General features: G+C 66.4%; 14 protein-coding genes. 6 read left to right on the top strand and 8 right to left on the bottom strand.

What is annotated here, in order from left to right; all coding sequences use genetic code 11:
• Window positions 1–22: 22 nt before the first annotated feature.
• Window positions 23–1,912: an AsmA family protein gene (locus AB4Y64_RS14610; RefSeq protein ID WP_441817184.1), complete on the top strand. Its 1,890-nt coding sequence runs from the start codon at window positions 23–25 to the stop codon at window positions 1,910–1,912.
• Between the two features lie 22 nt (window positions 1,913–1,934).
• Here AB4Y64_RS14610 and AB4Y64_RS14605 read toward each other — a convergent pair whose 3' ends face one another.
• The 3 genes from AB4Y64_RS14605 to mtgA all read right to left on the bottom strand — a co-directional run bounded on the left by AB4Y64_RS14605 (window position 1,935) and on the right by mtgA (window position 4,399).
• On the bottom strand, window positions 1,935–2,363 hold the full coding sequence (locus AB4Y64_RS14605) for a CBS domain-containing protein (RefSeq protein ID WP_441817183.1): 429 nt from the start codon (window positions 2,361–2,363) through the stop codon (window positions 1,935–1,937).
• A complete protein-coding gene (locus tag AB4Y64_RS14600; RefSeq protein WP_441817182.1) occupies window positions 2,323–3,342 on the bottom strand; it encodes a glycosyltransferase in 1,020 nt (339 codons plus the stop codon). The genes AB4Y64_RS14605 and AB4Y64_RS14600 overlap by 41 nt, the downstream gene beginning before the upstream one ends.
• A 310-nt stretch (window positions 3,343–3,652) precedes the next feature.
• Window positions 3,653–4,399 (bottom strand): monofunctional biosynthetic peptidoglycan transglycosylase, encoded by a 747-nt coding sequence (mtgA, locus tag AB4Y64_RS14595; protein WP_441817327.1) that lies wholly within the window; start codon window positions 4,397–4,399, stop codon window positions 3,653–3,655.
• A gap of 103 nt (window positions 4,400–4,502) precedes the next feature.
• On the opposite strand from mtgA, the gene hslO reads away from it, so the two are divergent.
• From hslO to AB4Y64_RS14570, 5 genes are all read left to right on the top strand, one after another.
• Window positions 4,503–5,435: an Hsp33 family molecular chaperone HslO gene (gene hslO / locus AB4Y64_RS14590; RefSeq protein ID WP_441817181.1), complete on the top strand. Its 933-nt coding sequence runs from the start codon at window positions 4,503–4,505 to the stop codon at window positions 5,433–5,435.
• A 165-nt stretch (window positions 5,436–5,600) separates the two neighbouring features.
• Window positions 5,601–6,431, top strand: a complete 831-nt coding sequence (locus AB4Y64_RS14585; RefSeq protein WP_441817326.1) for an XOO1806 family protein — start codon at window positions 5,601–5,603, stop codon at window positions 6,429–6,431.
• A gap of 533 nt (window positions 6,432–6,964) precedes the next feature.
• Complete coding sequence (locus AB4Y64_RS14580; RefSeq protein ID WP_441817180.1) at window positions 6,965–9,955, top strand: TonB-dependent receptor domain-containing protein; 2,991 nt, start codon at window positions 6,965–6,967, stop codon at window positions 9,953–9,955.
• Between the two features lie 291 nt (window positions 9,956–10,246).
• Window positions 10,247–13,270 carry a TonB-dependent receptor domain-containing protein gene (locus tag AB4Y64_RS14575; protein WP_441817179.1) on the top strand — a complete coding sequence of 1,008 codons (3,024 nt, stop codon included), beginning with the start codon at window positions 10,247–10,249 and terminating at the stop codon, window positions 13,268–13,270.
• 139 nt (window positions 13,271–13,409) lie between these two features.
• Entirely contained in the window at window positions 13,410–14,069 is a 660-nt protein-coding gene (locus AB4Y64_RS14570) for a TIGR02466 family protein (protein WP_441817178.1), read from the top strand.
• Window positions 14,070–14,161: 92 nt separating this feature from the next.
• On the opposite strand, the gene AB4Y64_RS14565 is transcribed toward AB4Y64_RS14570, so the two are convergent.
• The 5 genes from AB4Y64_RS14565 to AB4Y64_RS14545 form a co-directional block, all read right to left on the bottom strand.
• Window positions 14,162–15,079, bottom strand: coding sequence for a DUF4097 family beta strand repeat-containing protein (locus AB4Y64_RS14565; protein WP_441817177.1), 918 nt, complete (start codon window positions 15,077–15,079; stop codon window positions 14,162–14,164).
• 67 nt (window positions 15,080–15,146) lie between these two features.
• The gene (locus AB4Y64_RS14560; protein ID WP_441817176.1) at window positions 15,147–15,662 is read right to left on the bottom strand and encodes a hypothetical protein; all 516 of its coding nucleotides are present in this window, start codon (window positions 15,660–15,662) and stop codon (window positions 15,147–15,149) included.
• Window positions 15,659–16,255 carry an RNA polymerase sigma factor gene (locus AB4Y64_RS14555; RefSeq protein WP_441817175.1) on the bottom strand — a complete coding sequence of 199 codons (597 nt, stop codon included), beginning with the start codon at window positions 16,253–16,255 and terminating at the stop codon, window positions 15,659–15,661. Before AB4Y64_RS14555 ends, AB4Y64_RS14560 begins: the two co-directional genes overlap by 4 nt.
• Window positions 16,256–16,329: 74 nt before the next feature.
• The gene (locus AB4Y64_RS14550; RefSeq protein ID WP_441817174.1) at window positions 16,330–17,946 is read right to left on the bottom strand and encodes a tetratricopeptide repeat-containing sulfotransferase family protein; all 1,617 of its coding nucleotides are present in this window, start codon (window positions 17,944–17,946) and stop codon (window positions 16,330–16,332) included.
• Window positions 17,943–18,974 carry a hypothetical protein gene (locus AB4Y64_RS14545; protein WP_441817173.1) on the bottom strand — a complete coding sequence of 344 codons (1,032 nt, stop codon included), beginning with the start codon at window positions 18,972–18,974 and terminating at the stop codon, window positions 17,943–17,945. The genes AB4Y64_RS14550 and AB4Y64_RS14545 overlap by 4 nt, the downstream gene beginning before the upstream one ends.
• Between the last annotated feature and the right edge of the window lie 16 nt (window positions 18,975–18,990).

Here is an 18,990-nt window from a genome sequence, read left to right as displayed (position 1 = left end):
GTCCTGGCCTAGGCGGCATCCGTTGTGGACCGCGCTGGCACTGCTGGCGCTGGCAATCGTCGTCCTCATCGCGATCTGGGACTGGAACTGGTTCCGGGGCCCAATCGAACGCCAGGTGCAGGCGCGCACCGGTCGTGAATTCCACATCCGCGGCAACCTCGATGTCGACCTGGCCTGGACGCCGCGGATCACCGCCGAGCAGGTGAGTTTCGGCAACGCCGCCTGGTCGCGGCAGCCGGTGATGGCCGACGCCAGCCGCGCTGAACTCGACATCGCCCTGCGCCCGCTGCTGCACGGCCAGGTGCTGCTGCCGCAGATCACGCTGGAGCGCCCACGCCTGCTGCTGGAAACCAACCCGCGCGGCGGCGAAGGCAACTGGGTCTTCGGCCAACCGGGCGAGACCGACATGCAGTTCCGTCGCGTCAGCATCGACCAGGGGCAGATCCGTTTCCTCGACCGCCCCAAGCGCACCGATATCCGCATTGGCGTCAGCAGCTACGCGTTGCCTGCCGACGCCCAGGCCGCGCCGGTGGCCGTGGTCGGCGGCGGGCAGTGGCGCGGCAGCGACTTCCGCCTGCGCGGCAACGCCGCTTCGCCGCTGCTGCTGCGCGACCGCGACGCGCCCTATCGCATCGACGTGCGCGCTTCTGCCGGCGCCACTCACGCCCATGCGCGCGGCACCCTGCTCGACCCGCTGCGCCTGCGCGGATTCGACCTGCGCATGGCGCTGTCGGGGCGCGACATGGCCGACCTGTACCCGCTGCTGGGCCTGGCCATCCCGACCACGCCGCCGTACTCGCTCGACGGCCGCTTCAGCCGCGAAGGCAATGTCTGGCACTACCGCGATTTCACCGGCCGGATCGGCGACAGCGACATGCATGGCGACGCCAGCGTGGAAACCGGCCGCAAGCGCCCTTATCTGCGCGCCGACCTGCGCTCGCAGCGCCTGGATTTCGATGACCTCGCCGGGTTCGTCGGCGGTTCGCCGCAGGCCGGCAGTGGCGAGACGGCCAACCCCGAGCAACAGGCCAAGGCGGCCGCGCGCCAGACCAGCCCGCGCCTGATTCCGGACAAGCCCTATGAACTGGAGAAACTGCGCGCCATGGACGCCGACGTGCGCCTGCGCGCCACCCACATCAACGCGCCGCGCCTGCCACTGGACGACATGGACGCGCACCTGCTGCTCGAAGGCGGCCTGCTTCGCATGCAGCCACTCAACTTCGGCGTCGCCGACGGCGACATCCGCTCGACGATCCGCATGGACGCGCGCACCAGCACCATCACCACGCGCGCCGACATCGACGCGGCCGGCCTGAGCCTGGCCAAGCTGCTACCGGACGTGAAACTGGCGCAGAACGCCATCGGCAAGGTGGGCGGCAAGATCAACATCGCCGGCACCGGCAACTCGGTGGCGCACATGCTTGGCAGCAGCGACGGCACGATGCTGCTGGGCATGGGCCGCGGCAAGATCAGCAACATGCTGATGGAGATGGCCGGCATCGACCTGGCCGAGATGATCAAGTTCAAGCTCTCCGGCGACCGCCTGATCCCGGTGCGATGCGGCTTCGCCGACTTCGCCGTTGCCGACGGCGTGATGACCGCACGCTCGTTTGCGTTCGACACCACCGACACCATCCTGATCGGCTCGGGCACCATCGATCTGGGCAAGGAAACCCTGGACCTGACCATCAAGCCGCGCCCCAAGGACCGCAGCCTGCTGGTCTTCCGCACGCCTTTGCTGGTCGACGGAAGCTTCCGCCAGCCAGAGATCCACCCGGACCTGGCCGGGGTCGGACTGCGCGGTGCGATCGCGTTGACCCTGGGCATGATCACGCCGCCAGCAGCACTGCTGGCGACACTGGAAACGGGCCCGGGCGAGGATTCCGGCTGTGGCGGGCGCTACGCCAAGTAGTGCGCGGCTCAGCTGGCGCGGCTCAGCTGGCGATGTACCGCTGCAGCTGGTCGAGTTCGATCTGCTGGTCCTCGATCACCGCCTTGACCAGGTCGCCGATCGACACCACGCCGAGCACCTGGCCGTTGTGCAGCACGGGAAGGTGGCGGATGCGGCGGTCGGTCACCATCTGCATGCAGTGATCGGTGCTGTCGTCCAGGCCGACCGTGAGCACCTGCGCGGTCATGATCGTGCGCACCGGCGTGTCGGCAGACGAGCGCCCCTGCAGCACGATCTTGCGCGCGTAGTCGCGCTCGGAAAGTATCCCCACCAGTTGCCCGCCTTCTAGCACCAGTACCGCGCCGATCCGCTTCTCGGCCATCAGCCGGATCGCCTCGATCACCGGCGCATCCGGACCGATCGCGAAAATCTCAGGCGCTTTGGCTTCTAGCAGTTGTCGCACGGTGCGCATGGCCGTCTCCTTCCGCAAGCGGGGCTTGCCCGGAGGATACTCCTGCCGCCGGCTGCCAGGTGTCGACGAGGTACAGCGGCCGCTGCTTGGCCTCGTCGTAGAGGCGGCCCAGGTATTCACCGATCACGCCCAGGGCAATCAGCTGGACCCCGCCCAGGAACAGGATGACCACCATCATCGTCGGCCAGCCCGCGACCGGATCGCCCCACAACAGCGCCTTCACTATCACCGCGATGCCATAGCCGAAGGCGGACAGCGCGGTGAGCAGGCCCAGATAGGTAGCCAATCGCAGCGGAGCGGTCGAAAAGCTGGTGATCCCTTCCAGCGCCAGGTTCCACAGGCGCCAGAAATTGAACTTGCTGTGGCCGGCCGCGCGCGGCTCACGGTGGTAGGCGATGGCGACGCTGTTGAACCCGACCCAGCCGAACAGACCCTTCATGAAGCGGTGCCGCTCACGCAACTGGCGCAGCGCCGCCAGCGCCCGTGGCGACAGAAGGCGGAAGTCCCCGGTATCGGCGGGAATCGGCGTCCGCGACAGCCGCCCGATCACACGATAAAAGGCATGCGCGGTGCTGCGCTTGATCCAGCCTTCCCCCTCGCGCTCCAGGCGCGTGCCATGGACGTCGTCGTACCCCTCGCGCCACTTGGCCACGAATTGCGGGATCAACTCCGGCGGGTCCTGACCGTCGGCATCGAGGATGAGCGCACCACCCTCCTCGATCCGGTCCAGCCCGGCCGTCAACGCCAGTTCCTTGCCGAAATTGCGCGACAGCCGCAGCACCGCAACGCGCCGATCGGCCGCGGCCAACTGCTGCATCACCTGCCAGGTGTCGTCCCTGCTGCCATCGTCGACATACAGCACCTGCGCATCGAGCTCTTGCGCCAGCGGATCGAGCGCGGCGGCGATGCGCGGATGCAGCAGCGGCAGATTGTCGGCCTCGTTGAAGGCGGCAATGACGATGGTCAGACGGTCGCTCATGCCGCGAATAGTAGCCCGACGAACGAACAGCGTCCGTGGATCCCCGCCTTCGCGGGGATGACCGGCCAAGGTCACGTGACGGCTTGCAGACGAAGACCGGGCAATGAAGGGCCGGAGCGTCGTCCGCCGGGCCGGGGATTGCGTAGCAGCGGGCCATGGATGGCCCGCGCCCCGCATCGGACAAGGATGTCCGACTAAGGGGCGGAGCAATCCCCGGCCCGGCGGACGGCGCCACTCCGAAGGAAGGTGCCGAAGGAAGGCGCCACTCCGAAGGAAGCCGCCACGAAGTCCCGCAACGCACCAGCCGCCGCTACTCCAGACGCTTCAGATACTCCGCCCCGCCGATGTAGCGCATCTGCCGCTGGATCGCCTGCGAACGGCGCTGCACGTAGGGCCCCGGCCGGACCACACTGTAGTGGCGCGGGCTGGGCAGCACCGCCGCCATGCGCGCGGCCTCCGCCGCGGCCAACTGACTGGCGTCCTTGCGGAAGAACGTCCGCGCCGCCGCCTGCGCACCGTACACACCGTCGCCGAACTCGGCGATGTTGGCGTAGACCTCGATGATCCGATGCTTGGGCCAAAGCGCCTCGATCAACAGCGTGTACCAGGCCTCGATGCCCTTGCGCACGTAGCTGCGCCCACTCCACAGGAACAGATTCTTGGCAGTCTGCTGACTGATCGTGCTGCCACCGCGAACCTTGCGACCACGCGCATTGTTCTTGCGCGCCTTTTCAATCGCCTTGAGATCGAAACCGAAGTGCTCGGCGAAGTTTTGATCTTCCGACGCCACCAGCGCCAGCGGCAGGTTCGGAGAGATCTCGTCCAGATTGCGCCAATCGTAGGCAATGCGGAACGACCACTCACCCGCCCCCCAGGCCTCCAGTTGCCGCGACAGCATGAAAGCGCTGAAGGCCGGGTTGACGAACCGCAGCGTCGCCACCTGCACCACGCTGGCGACCAGCAACAGCAACGGCAACGCCAACACCCATCGCAGCCATCGACGGCGGCGCCGGACCGGAACGGCCACGGATACGGTTGCCGCTTCGGTCCCGGTCATGCCTTGCACTGCGCCATCTCCATCCCCATCTTGTCTCGTCACCCTTCACACGGTCGCGTGCATTATCCCGCCAATGCCACGCGCCGGCAGCACGAGCACGATGATGACCGCATCCAGCACCACAAAACCCGGCAGCGACGCAGGCAACGACCGCGACCAGCTGACCCGATTCCTGATCGAAGGCGCCGGCGTGCGCGGCGTGCGTGTGCACCTGCAGGACACCTGGAACCAGATCCGCGAACGCGCCGAGTATCCCCAGGCCGCCGCCGAACTGCTGGGCGAAGCCGCCGCCGCTGCCGCCCTCTTCACCGGCCATGCCAAGGTCGACGGGCGCCTGTCGGTGCAGCTGCGCGGCGATGGCGCCCTGCGCACCCTGTTCGCCGAATGCACCGCCGCCGGCACCCTGCGCGGCATCGCCCAGCTTGCCGACAGCGGCGAAGTCTCGCGTGACCTGACCGAGCTCGGCCCGGACGCGGTGCTGGCGATCACCATCGAGAACCCCTCCGGCGATGGCCGCGAGCCGACCCGCTACCAGGGCCTGGTGGCGCTGGAATCGGACTCGCTGGCCGGGGCTTTCGAGGGCTATTTCCGCCAGTCCGAACAGCTGCCGACGAGGCTCCTGCTGGCAACCGACGAACGGCATGCCGCGGGACTGATGCTGCAGAAGCTTCCGGGGGATGATGGCGACGACGACGGCTGGGCCCGCGCCTGCGCCCTCTTCGACACCCTCAGCCCGCGCGAGCTCCTGGACTGGAGCGCCGACGATCTTCTGACCCGGTTGTTCCACGAGGACGGGGTGCAGTTGCTGGGCCGCAAACCGCTGCGGTTTGCCTGTTCATGCTCACGCGAGCGGGTCGAGGCCATGCTGGTCTCGCTCGGACCGGACGAGGCGGAGGCGGCGGCCGACGCGGCCGGTGGCGAGGCGAGGATCCGTTGCGAGTTTTGCGGACACAGTTATCAATTCGATAAACAGGAAATCGCTAGCTTGTTTTCGGTGGCGGCTGCCGAACTGGCCGCCCCGGAGCGGCTCCAGTAGCCGTCTCCAGCAGGCGTTGCGGGTGCAGTCTCAGTTTCATCTGAAATTGTTAAATAAACATAAACGGTCTATAGTCGCGGTCCTAAGGAGAGGGGAACTCCACCGGGTTTACCCGGTCGTAACCAGACCATGCACGCGCGCCTGCTTCGACTGCCGTTGACCCTGCTGCTCGCCCTGGGCGTGGCTGCGGGCGTCCATGCGCAGAGCAGCGGCAAGCACGTCGCCAGCGATACGACCTATCTCCCGGTCTGGAACCAGACCAGCGGCAAGCTCGAATACCTGCTGCAACTGGAGCCGGCGAGCACCCCGATTGCCGGCGCCCGCTGGCAGGTCGGCAGCAACACGCTCGGCGCCGCCTTCGGCCTGGAGGCCGGAGACACCCTCGGCCTGGTCTGCGATCGCCAGACCGGCCTGGCCGGCGCCATCGGCAACCTCGCCAACCACTGCATGCTGGCCACCCTCGACGACGATGGCGACTACTCCGGCAGTCGCACCGCGACCGTCGGCGCCAGCCTGAGCCGCCCCGCCGGCAAGGTCGGCCTGACCCTGGGCAGCGGCCGCGACGCGATGCCGGCCTGGCTGAGTCCGAACAACAAGGCCAGCAAGGTCGACCAGAACACCCTCACCGTCTACGGCCAGAAGAACATCGGTCGCGAGGCCACGGTCTCCATCGGCGGTACGTGGGCACGGGCCAGGCTGATCCCGGCTGGCGAAGTTCCCGCACTGGCCGACCGCTGGAGCAGCAAGAGCGTCACGATCGGTGCCGGCCTGGGTAATTTCAGCGCCAACGTCGTCGGACGCGTCGTCGACATCCCGGGCGAACCGGGGCAATGGGAAGGCCTCGGCGTCGGCCTGACCTGGCGTACGCCGTGGAGCGGACAGCTGACGGTGGGCGCCGAGAACGTCGTCACCCGCGGCAAGAATCCGTTCGCACCCGGCAGCGACGAGAAGGACGAAGGCACCGTGCCCTACGTCCGTTACGAGCAGGATCTCTGACCTGCTGACCTGCCCCGCAACGCGCGGTGGCTGATCACTCATCTTCATCCACAGGCCGCGCCGGGGCCTGCGTCTGCGTGTGTTCGACGCTCGCATCCACGCGCATCACCGCATGCTTTCAGCGGCCATCCACGCCTCGCGCAAACCTCGACTCCGAAGGGGCAACTTTGCCGAATCTGGCGGGTTGACGAACTGCTCGCCATTCCCCCGGCTGTCGCCGCCGTGAGACCCGCTCCGGGCCGCGGCCCTTTGCGCGGTTTGCGCCTGAACAGCCAGCCCCTCCAGCCAGCGCTGGCGCCGATGCCGCGGGCAATAGCGCTGCGCCACCTTGCAAACCCGCCCATCCGGCCTGGCTTCGGCCGGGACCGCCCTATTCAGGGGCTCACGACCCGATAACCGGGCGTTAACGCTACTTTCACTTTTCCAAGCATGGGGTTAGGATCGGGTTAAGCCTTGCCGCATTTGGCGTCTTTCTTGACTCCGCCGGCCTGGCCCACCCATTGGGAAGTACCGACCCTGCTTTGGAGAGAGAGATGACCCTGAAGACCACCCAGCTCCGCGACGCGATTACCTTCGCGCTCGCAGTGGGCACCACTGCTGTCGCCGGTACCGGCGTAGCGAACGCCCAGGAAGGCGAGAAACAGCAAGCCACCACCCTTGATCGCATCGAGGTGACTGGTTCGCGCATCAAGCGCGCCGATATCGAAACCTCGCAGCCGATCTTCTCGCTGAGCCGCGACGACATCACCGCGCAGGGCCTGACCTCCGTCGGCGACGTGATCCAGAACATCACCGCCAACGGTTCCACGCTCAACAGCACCTTCAACAACGGCGGCAACGGCGAAACCCGCGTCAACCTGCGCAACCTCGGTTCGGACCGCACCCTGGTGCTGGTCAACGGCCGTCGTTGGGTTGGCGGCACCGGCCTCGGCGGCTCGGTCGACCTCAACACCATCCCGACCGCAGCAGTCGAGCGCATCGAAGTCCTGAAGGACGGCGCCTCGACCATCTACGGTTCGGACGCAATCGCCGGCGTTGTCAACGTCATCCTGCGTCAGAACTTCGAGGGCGCTGAAGCCAACGCCTACCTCGGCCAGTTCGACAAGGGCGACGGTTCGCGTCAGGCCTACGACTTCATCATCGGCACCTCCGGCGATCGCTTCTCCGCGATGCTCGGCTACGGTTACGTGAAGGAAGAGCCGGTCATGGCCGGCGACCGCTACATCTCGAAGGAGCCGACCTACACCACCGGCAACTTCTTCGGTAGCGGCACCAGCCCGAACGGTCGCTTCGCGCTGTGCCCGGGTGGTTACAACCCGGCCACGCACGTGTGCACCGGCGGTCAGACCAACTTCAACGGCGGCGCTGGCACCTGGACCTACGATGGCGCTGGCACCCCGGCCCGTCCGTACGTTCCGGGCGTGGATGCTTACAACTTCGCTCCGGAAAACTACCTGCTGACCCCGCAGGAGCGTCGCTCGGTCTTCGGTAACGCCTCGGTCGACATCACCGACGACGTCCGCTTCAAGACCACGATGACCTACAACGAGCGCGTCTCCGAGCAGCTGCTCGCGGCGATGCCGGTCACGCTGGGCCTGGCCCCGGGTTCCACCCCGCTGGCGCAGGGCGTCTTCATCAGCCGCAACAGCATCTACAACCCGTTCGGTGCAGATGTCTCGCGCATCAACCGCCGCATCACCGAGACCGGTGGTCGTTCGTTCAACCAGGACGTCCGCACGTTCGCGATGAGCGCCGGCCTGGAAGGCACGCTGAACTTCGGTGAGAAGTACTTCGACTGGGAAGGCGGTTACTTCCGCGGCGAGAACAAGGCCAACAACACCACCCAGGGCCTGTTCAACCTGATCGCCCTGGGCCAGGCCCTCGGCCCGTCGTTCCGTGATGCAACGGGCGTCGCCCGCTGCGGCACGGCTGCCCTGCCGATCGCCGGTTGCGTTCCGCTCAACGTCCTCGGCGGCGTCGGCGGCATCACCCGCGACATGCTGGACTTCGTCAGCTTCACCGCGCACGACGAGTACAGCTACACGCAGGAAACCTACTACGCCAACATCTCCGGCGAAGTGTTCGACCTGCCGGGCGGCCCGCTGGGCTTCTCGTTCGGCCTGGAACACCGCGACGAAGACGGCTACGACTCGCCGGACGCGCTGATCAACTCGGGCAACACCACGGGCAACGCCCGTACCGCCACGGCCGGTGGTTACAGCCTGGACGAGGCTTACCTCGAACTGGCCGTGCCGGTGCTGTCGGACGTGCCGTTCGCCAAGCTGCTCGACTTCTCGGTGGCCACGCGCTACTCGGATTACAGCAACTTCGGTGACACGCTCAACAGCAAGTTCGGTTTCCGCTGGAAGCCGATCGAAGACCTGCTGGTCCGCGGCAACTGGTCGGAAGGCTTCCGCGCTCCGTCGATCGCCGAGCTGTTCGCTGGTCAGGCTGACTCGTTCCCGAGCCTGGCTGACCCCTGCAACACGGCCAACTACGGCACCCAGACCACCATCGCTCAGGCCCAGTGCCGTGCCGAGGGCGTTCCGGCCGGTGGTTACCGTCAGGACAGCGCGCAGATCCGCATCACCGTCGGCGGCAACCCGGACCTGCAGCCTGAGAAGTCCGAGTCGTACACCTTCGGCTTCGTCTACAGCCCGAGCTACGCTGAAGGCCTCGACGTCTCGCTGGACTGGTGGAAGATCAAGCTGACCGACGCGATCACCACGATCGGCGGCGCGAACATCATCCAGCAGTGCCTTGATTCCGGCGGCACCGGTCCGACCTGCTCGCTGTACGACCGTAACGCAGCTGGCGACATCAACACCCTGCTCAACACCACCACCAACATCGGTGGCACCAAGGTCGAAGGTTACGACCTGACCGTCGGCTACCGCCTGCCGGAAACCGCGTGGGGCAACTTCAGCTTCACCTGGGATACCACCTACCTGGCTGACCAGGAAGATGATATCGACGGCGACGGCAAGTTCGGTGAGGACATCCAGCAGGCCCCGGCCATTGGCCAGCCGCTGAATGCCGACGAGAGCGGCAACCAGGTTGGCGAGTACTTCCAGAACGACAACAGGTGGCGCATCCGCTCCAACCTGACCGCTCGTTGGGACAAGGCCGACTGGGGTGCGACCTGGAACGTGCGCTTCTACTCGGAGCAGGATGAACCCTGCGATCCGGGCTTCGAAGAGTACGGCTTCGGTTACCTGTGCACCGACGCCGACCGTTTCGTTGGTATCCCGAGCGACACCAACAGCAACGGCGTGTGGGACGGTACGGCTGGCGGCGACACGATCCAGTCGCGCAAGGCTTCGCAGCACCACATCGGCGCCACCACGTACCACGATGCCAGCGTCTACTGGAATGCACCGTGGAACGCGAAGGTCACGTTGGGTATCAACAACATCTTCGACAAGAACCCGCCGATCGTGCTGAACGCGTTTGCCAACACGTTCGATCCGCAGTACGAGGTCCCGGGCCAGTTCTTCTACATGCGCTACTCGCAGAAGTTCTGATCGACCTGTTGTCCTGATGTACCTCTACGGCCCCGAAAGGGGCCGTAGTTTTTTGTGATGAACGAAGCGCCGACCACGCGAATTCTTAACGCGTCACATCCCTGAATGCTGCGTAGAGCGGATCGCCGTTGTGCCAAAAACAGCACAATTCGCATTCAGAATAATGAAGATTAACAACACTTTAAGTATTGGCGAGACGGGCATACCATCGGCCCCGACCTTGCCGGACTTGGCGTTGGTTTGTACTCCACCCGGTAGGTTCCCCACCTGAGACCGACTTTGGAGAGAGCGATGATCTTGCACACAACAAAGCTCCGGGATGCCATTAGTGTTTCCCTCGCCTTGGGCACCACCGCACTTGCCGGCACTGGCGCAGCGCAGGCGCAGGAGACTCCTCCCGCCCAGCCAGCAGAAGCCACCACCCTCGACCGCATCGAAGTCACTGGTTCGCGCATCAAGCGCGCCGACATCGAAACGTCGCAGCCGATCTTCTCGCTCAGTCGCGATGACATCACCGCGCAGGGCCTGACCTCCGTCGGCGACGTGATCCAGAACATCACGGCCAACGGCTCCACGCTCAACTCGACCTTCAACAACGGCGGCAACGGCGATACCGGCGTCAGCCTGCGCAACCTCGGCGCCAACCGCACGCTCGTGCTGGTCAACGGTCGTCGCTGGGTCGGCGGCGCCAGCGGCACCGGCCTGGGCGGCCAGGTCGACCTGAACTCCATCCCGACCGCGGCGGTGGAGCGCATCGAAGTCCTCAAGGACGGCGCCTCCACGATCTACGGTTCCGACGCGATCGCCGGCGTGGTCAACGTGATCCTGCGCCAGAACTTCGAAGGCGCCGAAGCCAACGCCTACCTTGGCATGTTCGACAAGGGCGACGGCATGCGCCAGTCGTATGACTTCACCATCGGCACCACATCCGACCGCTTCGCGGTGATGCTGGGCTTTGGTTACGTCAAGGAAGATCCGGTCATGGCCGGTGACCGCTACATTTCCAAGGAGCCGATCTACACCACTGGCGCCGCGCTCGGCGGCAGCTCCACCACGCCTGACGGCAACTTCAGCGTCCGCTTCGGCGAATGCTTCACCGCCAGTGGCGCGCCGTCGCGTTGCCGCCCCGATGGCAGCACCGGCAGCTTCACCTACAACCGCGGCGCAGGCGACCCGAATGCCTGGCGTCCGTTCACCGGCGACGACATCTACAACTTCGCGCCCGACAACTACCTGATCACGCCGCAGGAGCGTCGCTCGGTCTTCGGCAATGCCTCGATCGACATCACCGACGACATCCGCTTCAAGACCACGCTGACCTACAACGAGCGCCAGTCAGAGCAGTTGCTCGCCTCGATGCCGGTCACGCTGGGCGTACCGGTCGAAGGCACCAACGCCGGCAACGTCGTCATCAGCGCCGACAGCCTCTACAACCCGTTCGGCACCGACATCGACTGGGTGCAGCGGCGCATGGTCGAGACCGGAGGCCGTTCGTTCAACCAGGACGTTCGCACGTTCGCGATGAACGCCGGCCTGGAAGGAACGCTGACCTTCGGCGACAAGTACTACGACTGGGAAGCGGGCTATTTCTACGGCCGCAACAAGGCCAACAACACCACGCGCGGCCTGTTCAACGTAATCTCGCTCGACGCGGCACTGGGCCCGTCGATGCTCGATGCCACGGGTAATCCGGTCTGCGTGGGCACGGCAGGTGACCTAAGCACCGTCGTCGCAGGATGCGTACCGCTGAACCTGCTCGGTGGCGCCGGCTCGGCCACCCAGGCCATGCTCGACTACAGCACGTTCACCGCGCACGACGAGTACAGCTACACGCAGAAGACCTACTACGCCAACATCGGCGGCGACCTGTTCGACCTGCCCGGCGGCCCGCTGGGCTTCTCGATCGGCCTGGAACACCGCACCGAGGAAGGGTATGACTCCCCCGATGCGCTGATCAATTCGGGCAACACCACCGGCAACGCGCGCACCGCCACCAACGGCGGCTATGACGTCGACGAGGCGTATCTCGAGCTGGCGATTCCGGTGCTGGCGGACGTGCCCGGCGCCAAGCTGCTCGATTTCAGCCTCGCCACGCGCTACTCCGACTACAGCAACTTCGGCGACACGCTCAACAGCAAGTTTGGTTTCCGCTGGAAGCCGTTCGAGGACCTGCTGGTGCGCGGCAACTGGTCGGAGGGCTTCCGCGCTCCGTCCATCGCCGAACTGTTCGCCGGCCAGGCCGACTCGTTCCCGCAGTTGAGCGATCCCTGCAACCAGGCCAACTTCGGCAACCAGACCGCGCCGGCACAGGCACGCTGCGTCGCCGAGGGCGTGGCGCCGGGCGGATATGCACAGAGCAATACGCAGATCCGCATCACCGTGGGCGGCAATCCGAACCTGCAGCCCGAGAAGGCCGAGTCGACCACGTTCGGCGTGGTCTACAGCCCCAGCTTCGTCGAGGGCCTGGATATCTCGCTGGACTGGTGGAAGATCAAGATCGAGGATGCGATCACCACCATCGGTGGCGCGCAGATCATCCAGCAGTGCATCGATTCGGGCGGCACCAGCGCAACGTGCAGCCTCTACAGCCGACGCTCCGACGGTGAAATCCTCTCGCTGCTCAACACCACCACGAACATTGGTGGCACCAAGGTCGAAGGCTACGACATGACCGTCAGCTACCGCCTGCCGGAGTATTCCTGGGGCAAGGTCAGCTTCACCTGGGACACGACCTATCTGTCGGAATTCCTCAATGACTCCAACGGTGACGGTCGCTTCGGTGAGGACATCCTGCGCACGCCGGCTATCGGCGCGCCAATGGAGTTCAACGAAGGCGGCAACCTGGTCGGCGAGTACGACGGCCCGAACCTGCTCAACTACTGGCGCATCCGCAGCAACCTGGCCACGCGCTGGGAGCATGGCGACTGGGGCGCGACCTGGAACGTCCGCTACTTCTCCGACCAGACCGAGCCCTGCCAGACCTTCGAGGACTACGGCTATGGCTGGCTGTGCACGACGACCGATCGCTTCGTCGGCGTGCCCACCGACACCAACGGCAATGGCGTCTGGGACGGCGAGGCCGGTGGCGATTCGGTCACTCAGGTGGCTGCCAACGAGCACCACATCGGCGCCACGACCTACCACGACGTGAGCGTTTACTGGAACGCGCCGTGGAATGCCAAGGTCACCCTCGGCATCAACAACATCTTCGACAAGAACCCACCGATCGCCTTCACCGCGTTCGCCAATTCGTTCGATCCGCAGTACGAGATCCCGGGCCAGTTCTTCTACATGCGCTACTCGCAGAAGTTCTGACGGTCCGATTGCAGCCGACCACCGCTACGGCCCCGCGAGGGGCCGTAGTGCTATCCGCGGGAGGCGTTTGCAGGGCCGCCGCCGGTCCGGGCCGGCGCGCTACACTTGCCGCCATCCATCCCGCAGCGATCAGGAAGCGATGCCCTACCAGCTCAATCCGCTCTTCGCGGTGCCCTTCGCCCAGGACACGCTGCCCGATGCCGATGCCATCAATGCCCAGCTCAAGGCGCTGCTGCTGGAGCGCGAGGGCGAAGGTGCGCGATACGCCAACCCGAACCCGTCCCTGAAGCAGCAGACCGGGGTGTTCGAGAGCAATTTCAACCTGTTTGCGTGGCCGGAGGCCTGTGTCCAGCAACTGCGCCAGTTCTGCTGGAGCACGCTGGGGCGCACGATCGCCGAGCTCAATGGCTACAGCCCGCAGGAAATGCAGCGCCTGCAGATCTTCTCGCACACCTGGTTCCATGTGACCCGCAATGGCGGCTTCACGATCCTGCATACGCATCCGATGGCGTCGTGGTCCGGCGTGTACTGCGTCGACCCGGGCCAGACGCCCGACGACCGCCCGGAATCGGGCGTCCTGCGTTTCCACAATCCGCACCACTACAGCAATCTGTTCCTGGATCCGGGCAACGCGCACCTGCGCGAGCCGTACCACCATGGCACCTGGAACGTGCGTTTCCAGCCGGGCCAGCTGGTGCTGTTCCCGTCCTGGCTGCAGCACGAAGTGATGCCTTTCTTCGGCAACGACGAGCGCATCACGGTTGCGTTCAATTGCTGGTTCGGGATGAAGGACGCGTAGTTCATTTCGCCAGCGCGGTTGCCGGGCACCGGCAGCGCCATTACGAAAAAAGCCCGGAAAACCCGGGCTTTTTTGCTATTTGTGCTTGTCGCTCAATCGAGCTGCAGCGTTGCATCGCCGGAGAAAGTGTCGATACTGATGTCGCCGTCGCCGCTGCCATAGCGGTGCTCGAAGGAAGATCCCGGACCGTGCTTGGGACGGATCACCTGCGCGCCCGGCGCGGTCAGGTCACCGCTGAAGCTCTCGCCGCGGACGTTGGCCGACAGGTCGCCCGGCATCACCAGGATGAGGTCGCCGCTGACGGTTTCCAGCGTGATGCGGCCGTTCCTGGCAAGACCGGTGGCGACGCGGATGTCGCCCGACACCGACGAGCCCGACAGCCGCTGCAGGCGGTTCTGCAGCACCGAGACATCGACCCGGCCGGACACCGTTTCGACATCCACTTCGCCGCTCATGCGGCCGCGCAGGGTGAGATCGCCGCTGACCGATTCGGCACGCACGCGGTTGCTGTTGAGGGTCAGCATCAGGTCGCCGCTGACGCTGTCGACACTGGCTTCGTTCGGTGCGCCGGCGACGGTGACGTCGCCGCTGACGCTGTCGATCGAGAGCTGGCTCGACGCGATGCCTTCGACCGAAACGTCGGCCGAGACCACATCGACATCGAGGTCGGCGCGGACCGGCACGGTCAGGCGCAGGTCGGTCGGTTCGCTCTTGTCGTTGCTGCCGAACAGGCCGCCGCCGCCGCGATTGGGGTATTTCACCCGCACCGTCAGGTGGCCGCTGTCGCCCTCGATCTCGAGCTTCTCGACGCCCTGGCCGAGGCTGCCCTCGATCTTGACCTCGGGCCGGTCCCAGGTGCGCACGTCGACGCGACCTTTGACGTTTTCGACCTCGACCGTTCCTCGCGGATCCAGCGGCCGGGTCTCATTGATCGGCGTGGCCGCCATGGCGGAGTTCGCCACCAGCACAGCCAGGCCGAGTGCGAGACGTTGGAAATTGGCGCGGGTCATGGAGTTTCTCCGGAAAGCGGGCGTGGTTCGCGGTTCAAGACGGGAAATCGAGGTGGTGCGGTACGGATCACGCATAGACAAGGCGCTGTGCCAGGGCCAGGCGGCGTGCATAGGTGCGGCGCAGTTGCTCCAGCAGCAGGCGCGAATCAGGATCGCGCGTGAGTGCCTGCAGGATCAGCCCGGCGCTGCGGTCGAGATCATCGAAGACCGGCTGCAGCTCCATCGGCGGCTGGCCGACATCGACCTCGCGCAAGGCGGCCTGGTATTGCAGGGTCATGCCCTCGGCTTCGCGCTGGACGAGCGTGGCCCTGGGCGGAGCGCCGACCGGCGCGTCGCCGACGTCGCCGCCGCGCCACACACCGACCATGCCCACCGCCAGCACCAGCGTCGCCGCCATCGCCACCGGCGCCAGCCAGCGTGGACGCGTTGCCGCTTTCGGTCGCTGCGCCTGCAGGCGTCCGGCGATGCCGGGCCACAGGTCGCTGCCGGGCTCGACGTCGCGGCGCATCGCCCGCAACTGCCAGCGCAGTGCGTCGGGCAGCTCGTCTTCGGGGGTATGGATATTCTTGTCGTTGCTGTTCATGCCTGTCCTCCCAGCCGCTCGCGCAGCAAGCCACGCGCGCGGTGCAATTGCGCTTTCGAACTGCCGACCGCCATGCCCAGTTCGGCGGCGATCTCTTCGTGCTTCCAACCTTCCACGTCGTACAGGACGAGGACGGCGCGGGCGCGGGGCGGCAATGTCGCCACCGCGCGTTCCAGGTCCATGGTCAGCGCGGTCGTGTGACCGGCCGAGTCGGTGCTGCCGAGCAGGTCGAAGACCTCCTCGTCGGAATCGCCGTCGTCCTGCGGGCGGCTGCGGCGGCTGCGCAGTTCCATCAGCGCGGTGTTGACCGCCAGCCGGTGCAGCCAGGTCGAGAACGCCGATTCGAATCGGAACGCCGGCAGTGCCTGCCACGCCCGCACGAACGCTTCCTGCGTCAGGTCCTCGGCCCGCGCCCCCTGGTTGCCGACCAGGCGGGCGATGACGCCATGAACGCGACCGGCATGTCGCCGATACAGGGACTCGAAGGCCCGCACTTCGCCGCGCGCGGCCGCGGCCACCAGGCCACGTTCGTCGGCGCCGTCATCGCTGGCGGCAGGGGCATCGGTCAGAAATTCGGTCACGACGGTCAGCATGGTCCTTGTGATGCGCCGAACGAGCCGCCGGTTTAAGTACCCGACCCGGCCCCAGGCGCGCCGACTGCGGGAGGTCAGCCGGAGGCGGCGTCCGGGCCGGCATGGCCCGGCGTGACGTTGCGGTACGGCGCCAGGCCCTCGATCAGGGTCGCCAGCTTGTCCTCGTAGGGAGCCCAGGCGGCGCTGCGGTTCTTGATGATGCCGCCCCGCATCTGCGGGCTGCTGGCCGTGGCCACGGCCCCGCCCTGCTCACGGTCCAGGCGGGTAGCGGCCGCGTCCCAGGGCAGGCCGCAGAAGTCGAGCACGCCGCGCATCACGCCCTCGGGGTCGGCGACCAGTTTGTCGTAATGGACGTCGAGCACCCTGCCCGGCATGACCTGATGCCAGTGCGCCATCAGGCGGTGGTACTGGCCGTACCACTGCGCCAGCTCGCGCTGGTCGTAGGAGAACGTGTTGACGTCGGAGAACATCGTGCGCAGGTTGGAGAAGCACGTGTCGAGCGGATCGCGGACCATGTGCAGGATGCGCGCGTGCGGCAGCGCCCGGGCCATGAAACCCAGGTTGAGGAAATTCGACGGCAGCTTTTCCGTCAGCACCGGCTTGCCCTGCGCGCGCCAGGCGGTGTGCTCGTAGAAGCGCTGGCCGACCTGCTCGTAGTCGATGGCGGCGGCACGGCGCACCAGTTCGGCGTCGGCGACGCCTTTGTTGCGGTGGTCGCCGAAGTAGCGCATCTGCGAGGTGAACGAATAGGTCTCGCCGCCGTCGGCCACATCCGGGTGTCCGGCCAGCAGCTGCTCGAGCAGTGTGCTGCCGGAGCGGTGCATGCCGACGATGAACACCGGCACGTACGGCGGCTGCGTCGCCGCGGACTGCGCCGAGGGCGTGACGAAGCCCGCATCGCACAGCTTCATCAGCCCTTCGTACATGCGGCGGGCGTCGTCGCGATCGTGCGGGGACAGCTGCCGCTTCACCTTGCAGGCGTGGTCGAGCGCCTGCCAGGAATCTTCATGGCGGCCCAGATCGTGCAGCTCGTTGTGCACCGCATAGGCCAGGTAGACGCGGCTCTCGGTGCCGGGAGCGACGCGCGGGATCAGCGCCTGCATGCGTTCGACGTGGTTCTTGTCGGGCGTCTGTTTGCGCAGTCGCGACAGGACCCAGTGCGCCTGGGCGTAGGTCGGCAGCTGGGCGATGCAAAGCTCCAGCTCCTGCTCGGCGGCGTCCATCTCGCCAAAGAACATCCGCACCACGCCACGGAAATAGCGCGTCGGCGGGTTCCTTGGATCGCGCTGCACGGCCAGGTCGAGCAGCTCCATCGCCAGCTTGTTCTCGCCGATGGTGCTGACCAGCATCGCGATCTCGGTCAGCCACTGCGCCGACTTGCGCTCGCGCCAGCGCGAATTCTCGACACACTCCAGCAGCGCCAGCGGTTCATTGAACATCCGCAGCGCGCGCGCCAGCGTCAGCACCGGCTCGTCGCCGCTTGGGCGCGCTGCCAGCGCGCCCATCGCGTATTCGCGCGAGTCGCGGTAGCGGCCCAGCGACAGCGCCATGCGCGAGGCGCGCAACATCGCCATGACGTGGCCCGGATCGTGGCCGAGCACGCCATCGTAGGCCTTGAGCGCAGCGGCCCACTGCCCCTGCCGGGCGTAGGTTTCGCCTTGCTGCCACAGCGAAGCCAGGGTAGCGCTCATGTCCAGTGTTCCACTGCGGTCATCGGCAAACGGGTTTCCAGTGCAGGCTGCAGGTAACGATTGGCCCAGTCGCGGGCGCGGGATATCGCATCAGCGTAACGGTCGAGCACCAGTTGCGCTTCCTGTGCACGCTGGCCGGCGCCGTAGGACACCGACACCGCCTTGGCGTTGCGGCTTGATACCTCGCTGGCGCGTGCGGTGATGTCGGCTTCCGACGCCGGCAGCTGCAACCAGCGCGAACATGCGACCGCCACTTCCACCGGCGACGCAAGCAATGCGTCGAAATCGACCACGCGCACCCGCGCCTCGCCGAAGCGGGTGGCCAGCGCCATGACGAGATCGCGCTGGCCTGCCCATTGCAGCGCCGCGGCGCACAGCAGGTCGGGCGGTTGCATCGCTTGCGACGGCAACCGCAGGTGCAGCGTCCCGGCTTGCAGCGCGCGTTCGGCCAGGGCGGGAATCTTGGCCTGGGTCTCGGCGCTCTTCTTGAGGTTGGAGACGAGGAAGTCATCCAGCGACGAGGTCAGCACCACCGCGCGACTGGCCGGTATCGCCGCCAGCAGGTCGGGGGCCACGTTGAGCGCCGCATGCGTGGCCTTGACCAGGACACCGCCACCGGGGGACCACGGTCGCGACAGCAGCCGCGCCGACAATTCGCAAAGATCTCCCAGCGAGCGGCCCGCATGACGCGCATCACCGAGGCGGCGCAATACGAGCGGCTCCTTCAGCGCGACCTGGTGCGGCGGTACGTGCAGCGCGCGTGCCAGCAGGGTCGAGCCGCAGAACGAGGTGTGCAACAGCCAGGCCGGTGGCGCCGCTGGCGCCGGCATCGCCGCGAGCGCGTCAGCCTGCACGGCTTCGACCTGCGCGATTGCCGCATCCAGGCGCGTGTCCATGAACGTGGAACGCTCGAGCGCTTCGACATCGAGCCGGGCGAAGCTGAAGCTGCGTGCCGGTACGTCGAGGTCGAGCGGAAACCAGCTGGCATCCGCAGCGCGCTGCAGCGCCGTAGCTGCGGAGTCGATCATCGACGCCACGCCGTCA

The sequence above is a fragment of the Lysobacter sp. TAF61 genome (genome assembly GCF_052113485.1).
Classification (GTDB): Bacteria; Pseudomonadota; Gammaproteobacteria; order Xanthomonadales; family Xanthomonadaceae; genus Lysobacter_J.
This window is presented reverse-complemented; position numbering and strand designations above follow the sequence as displayed.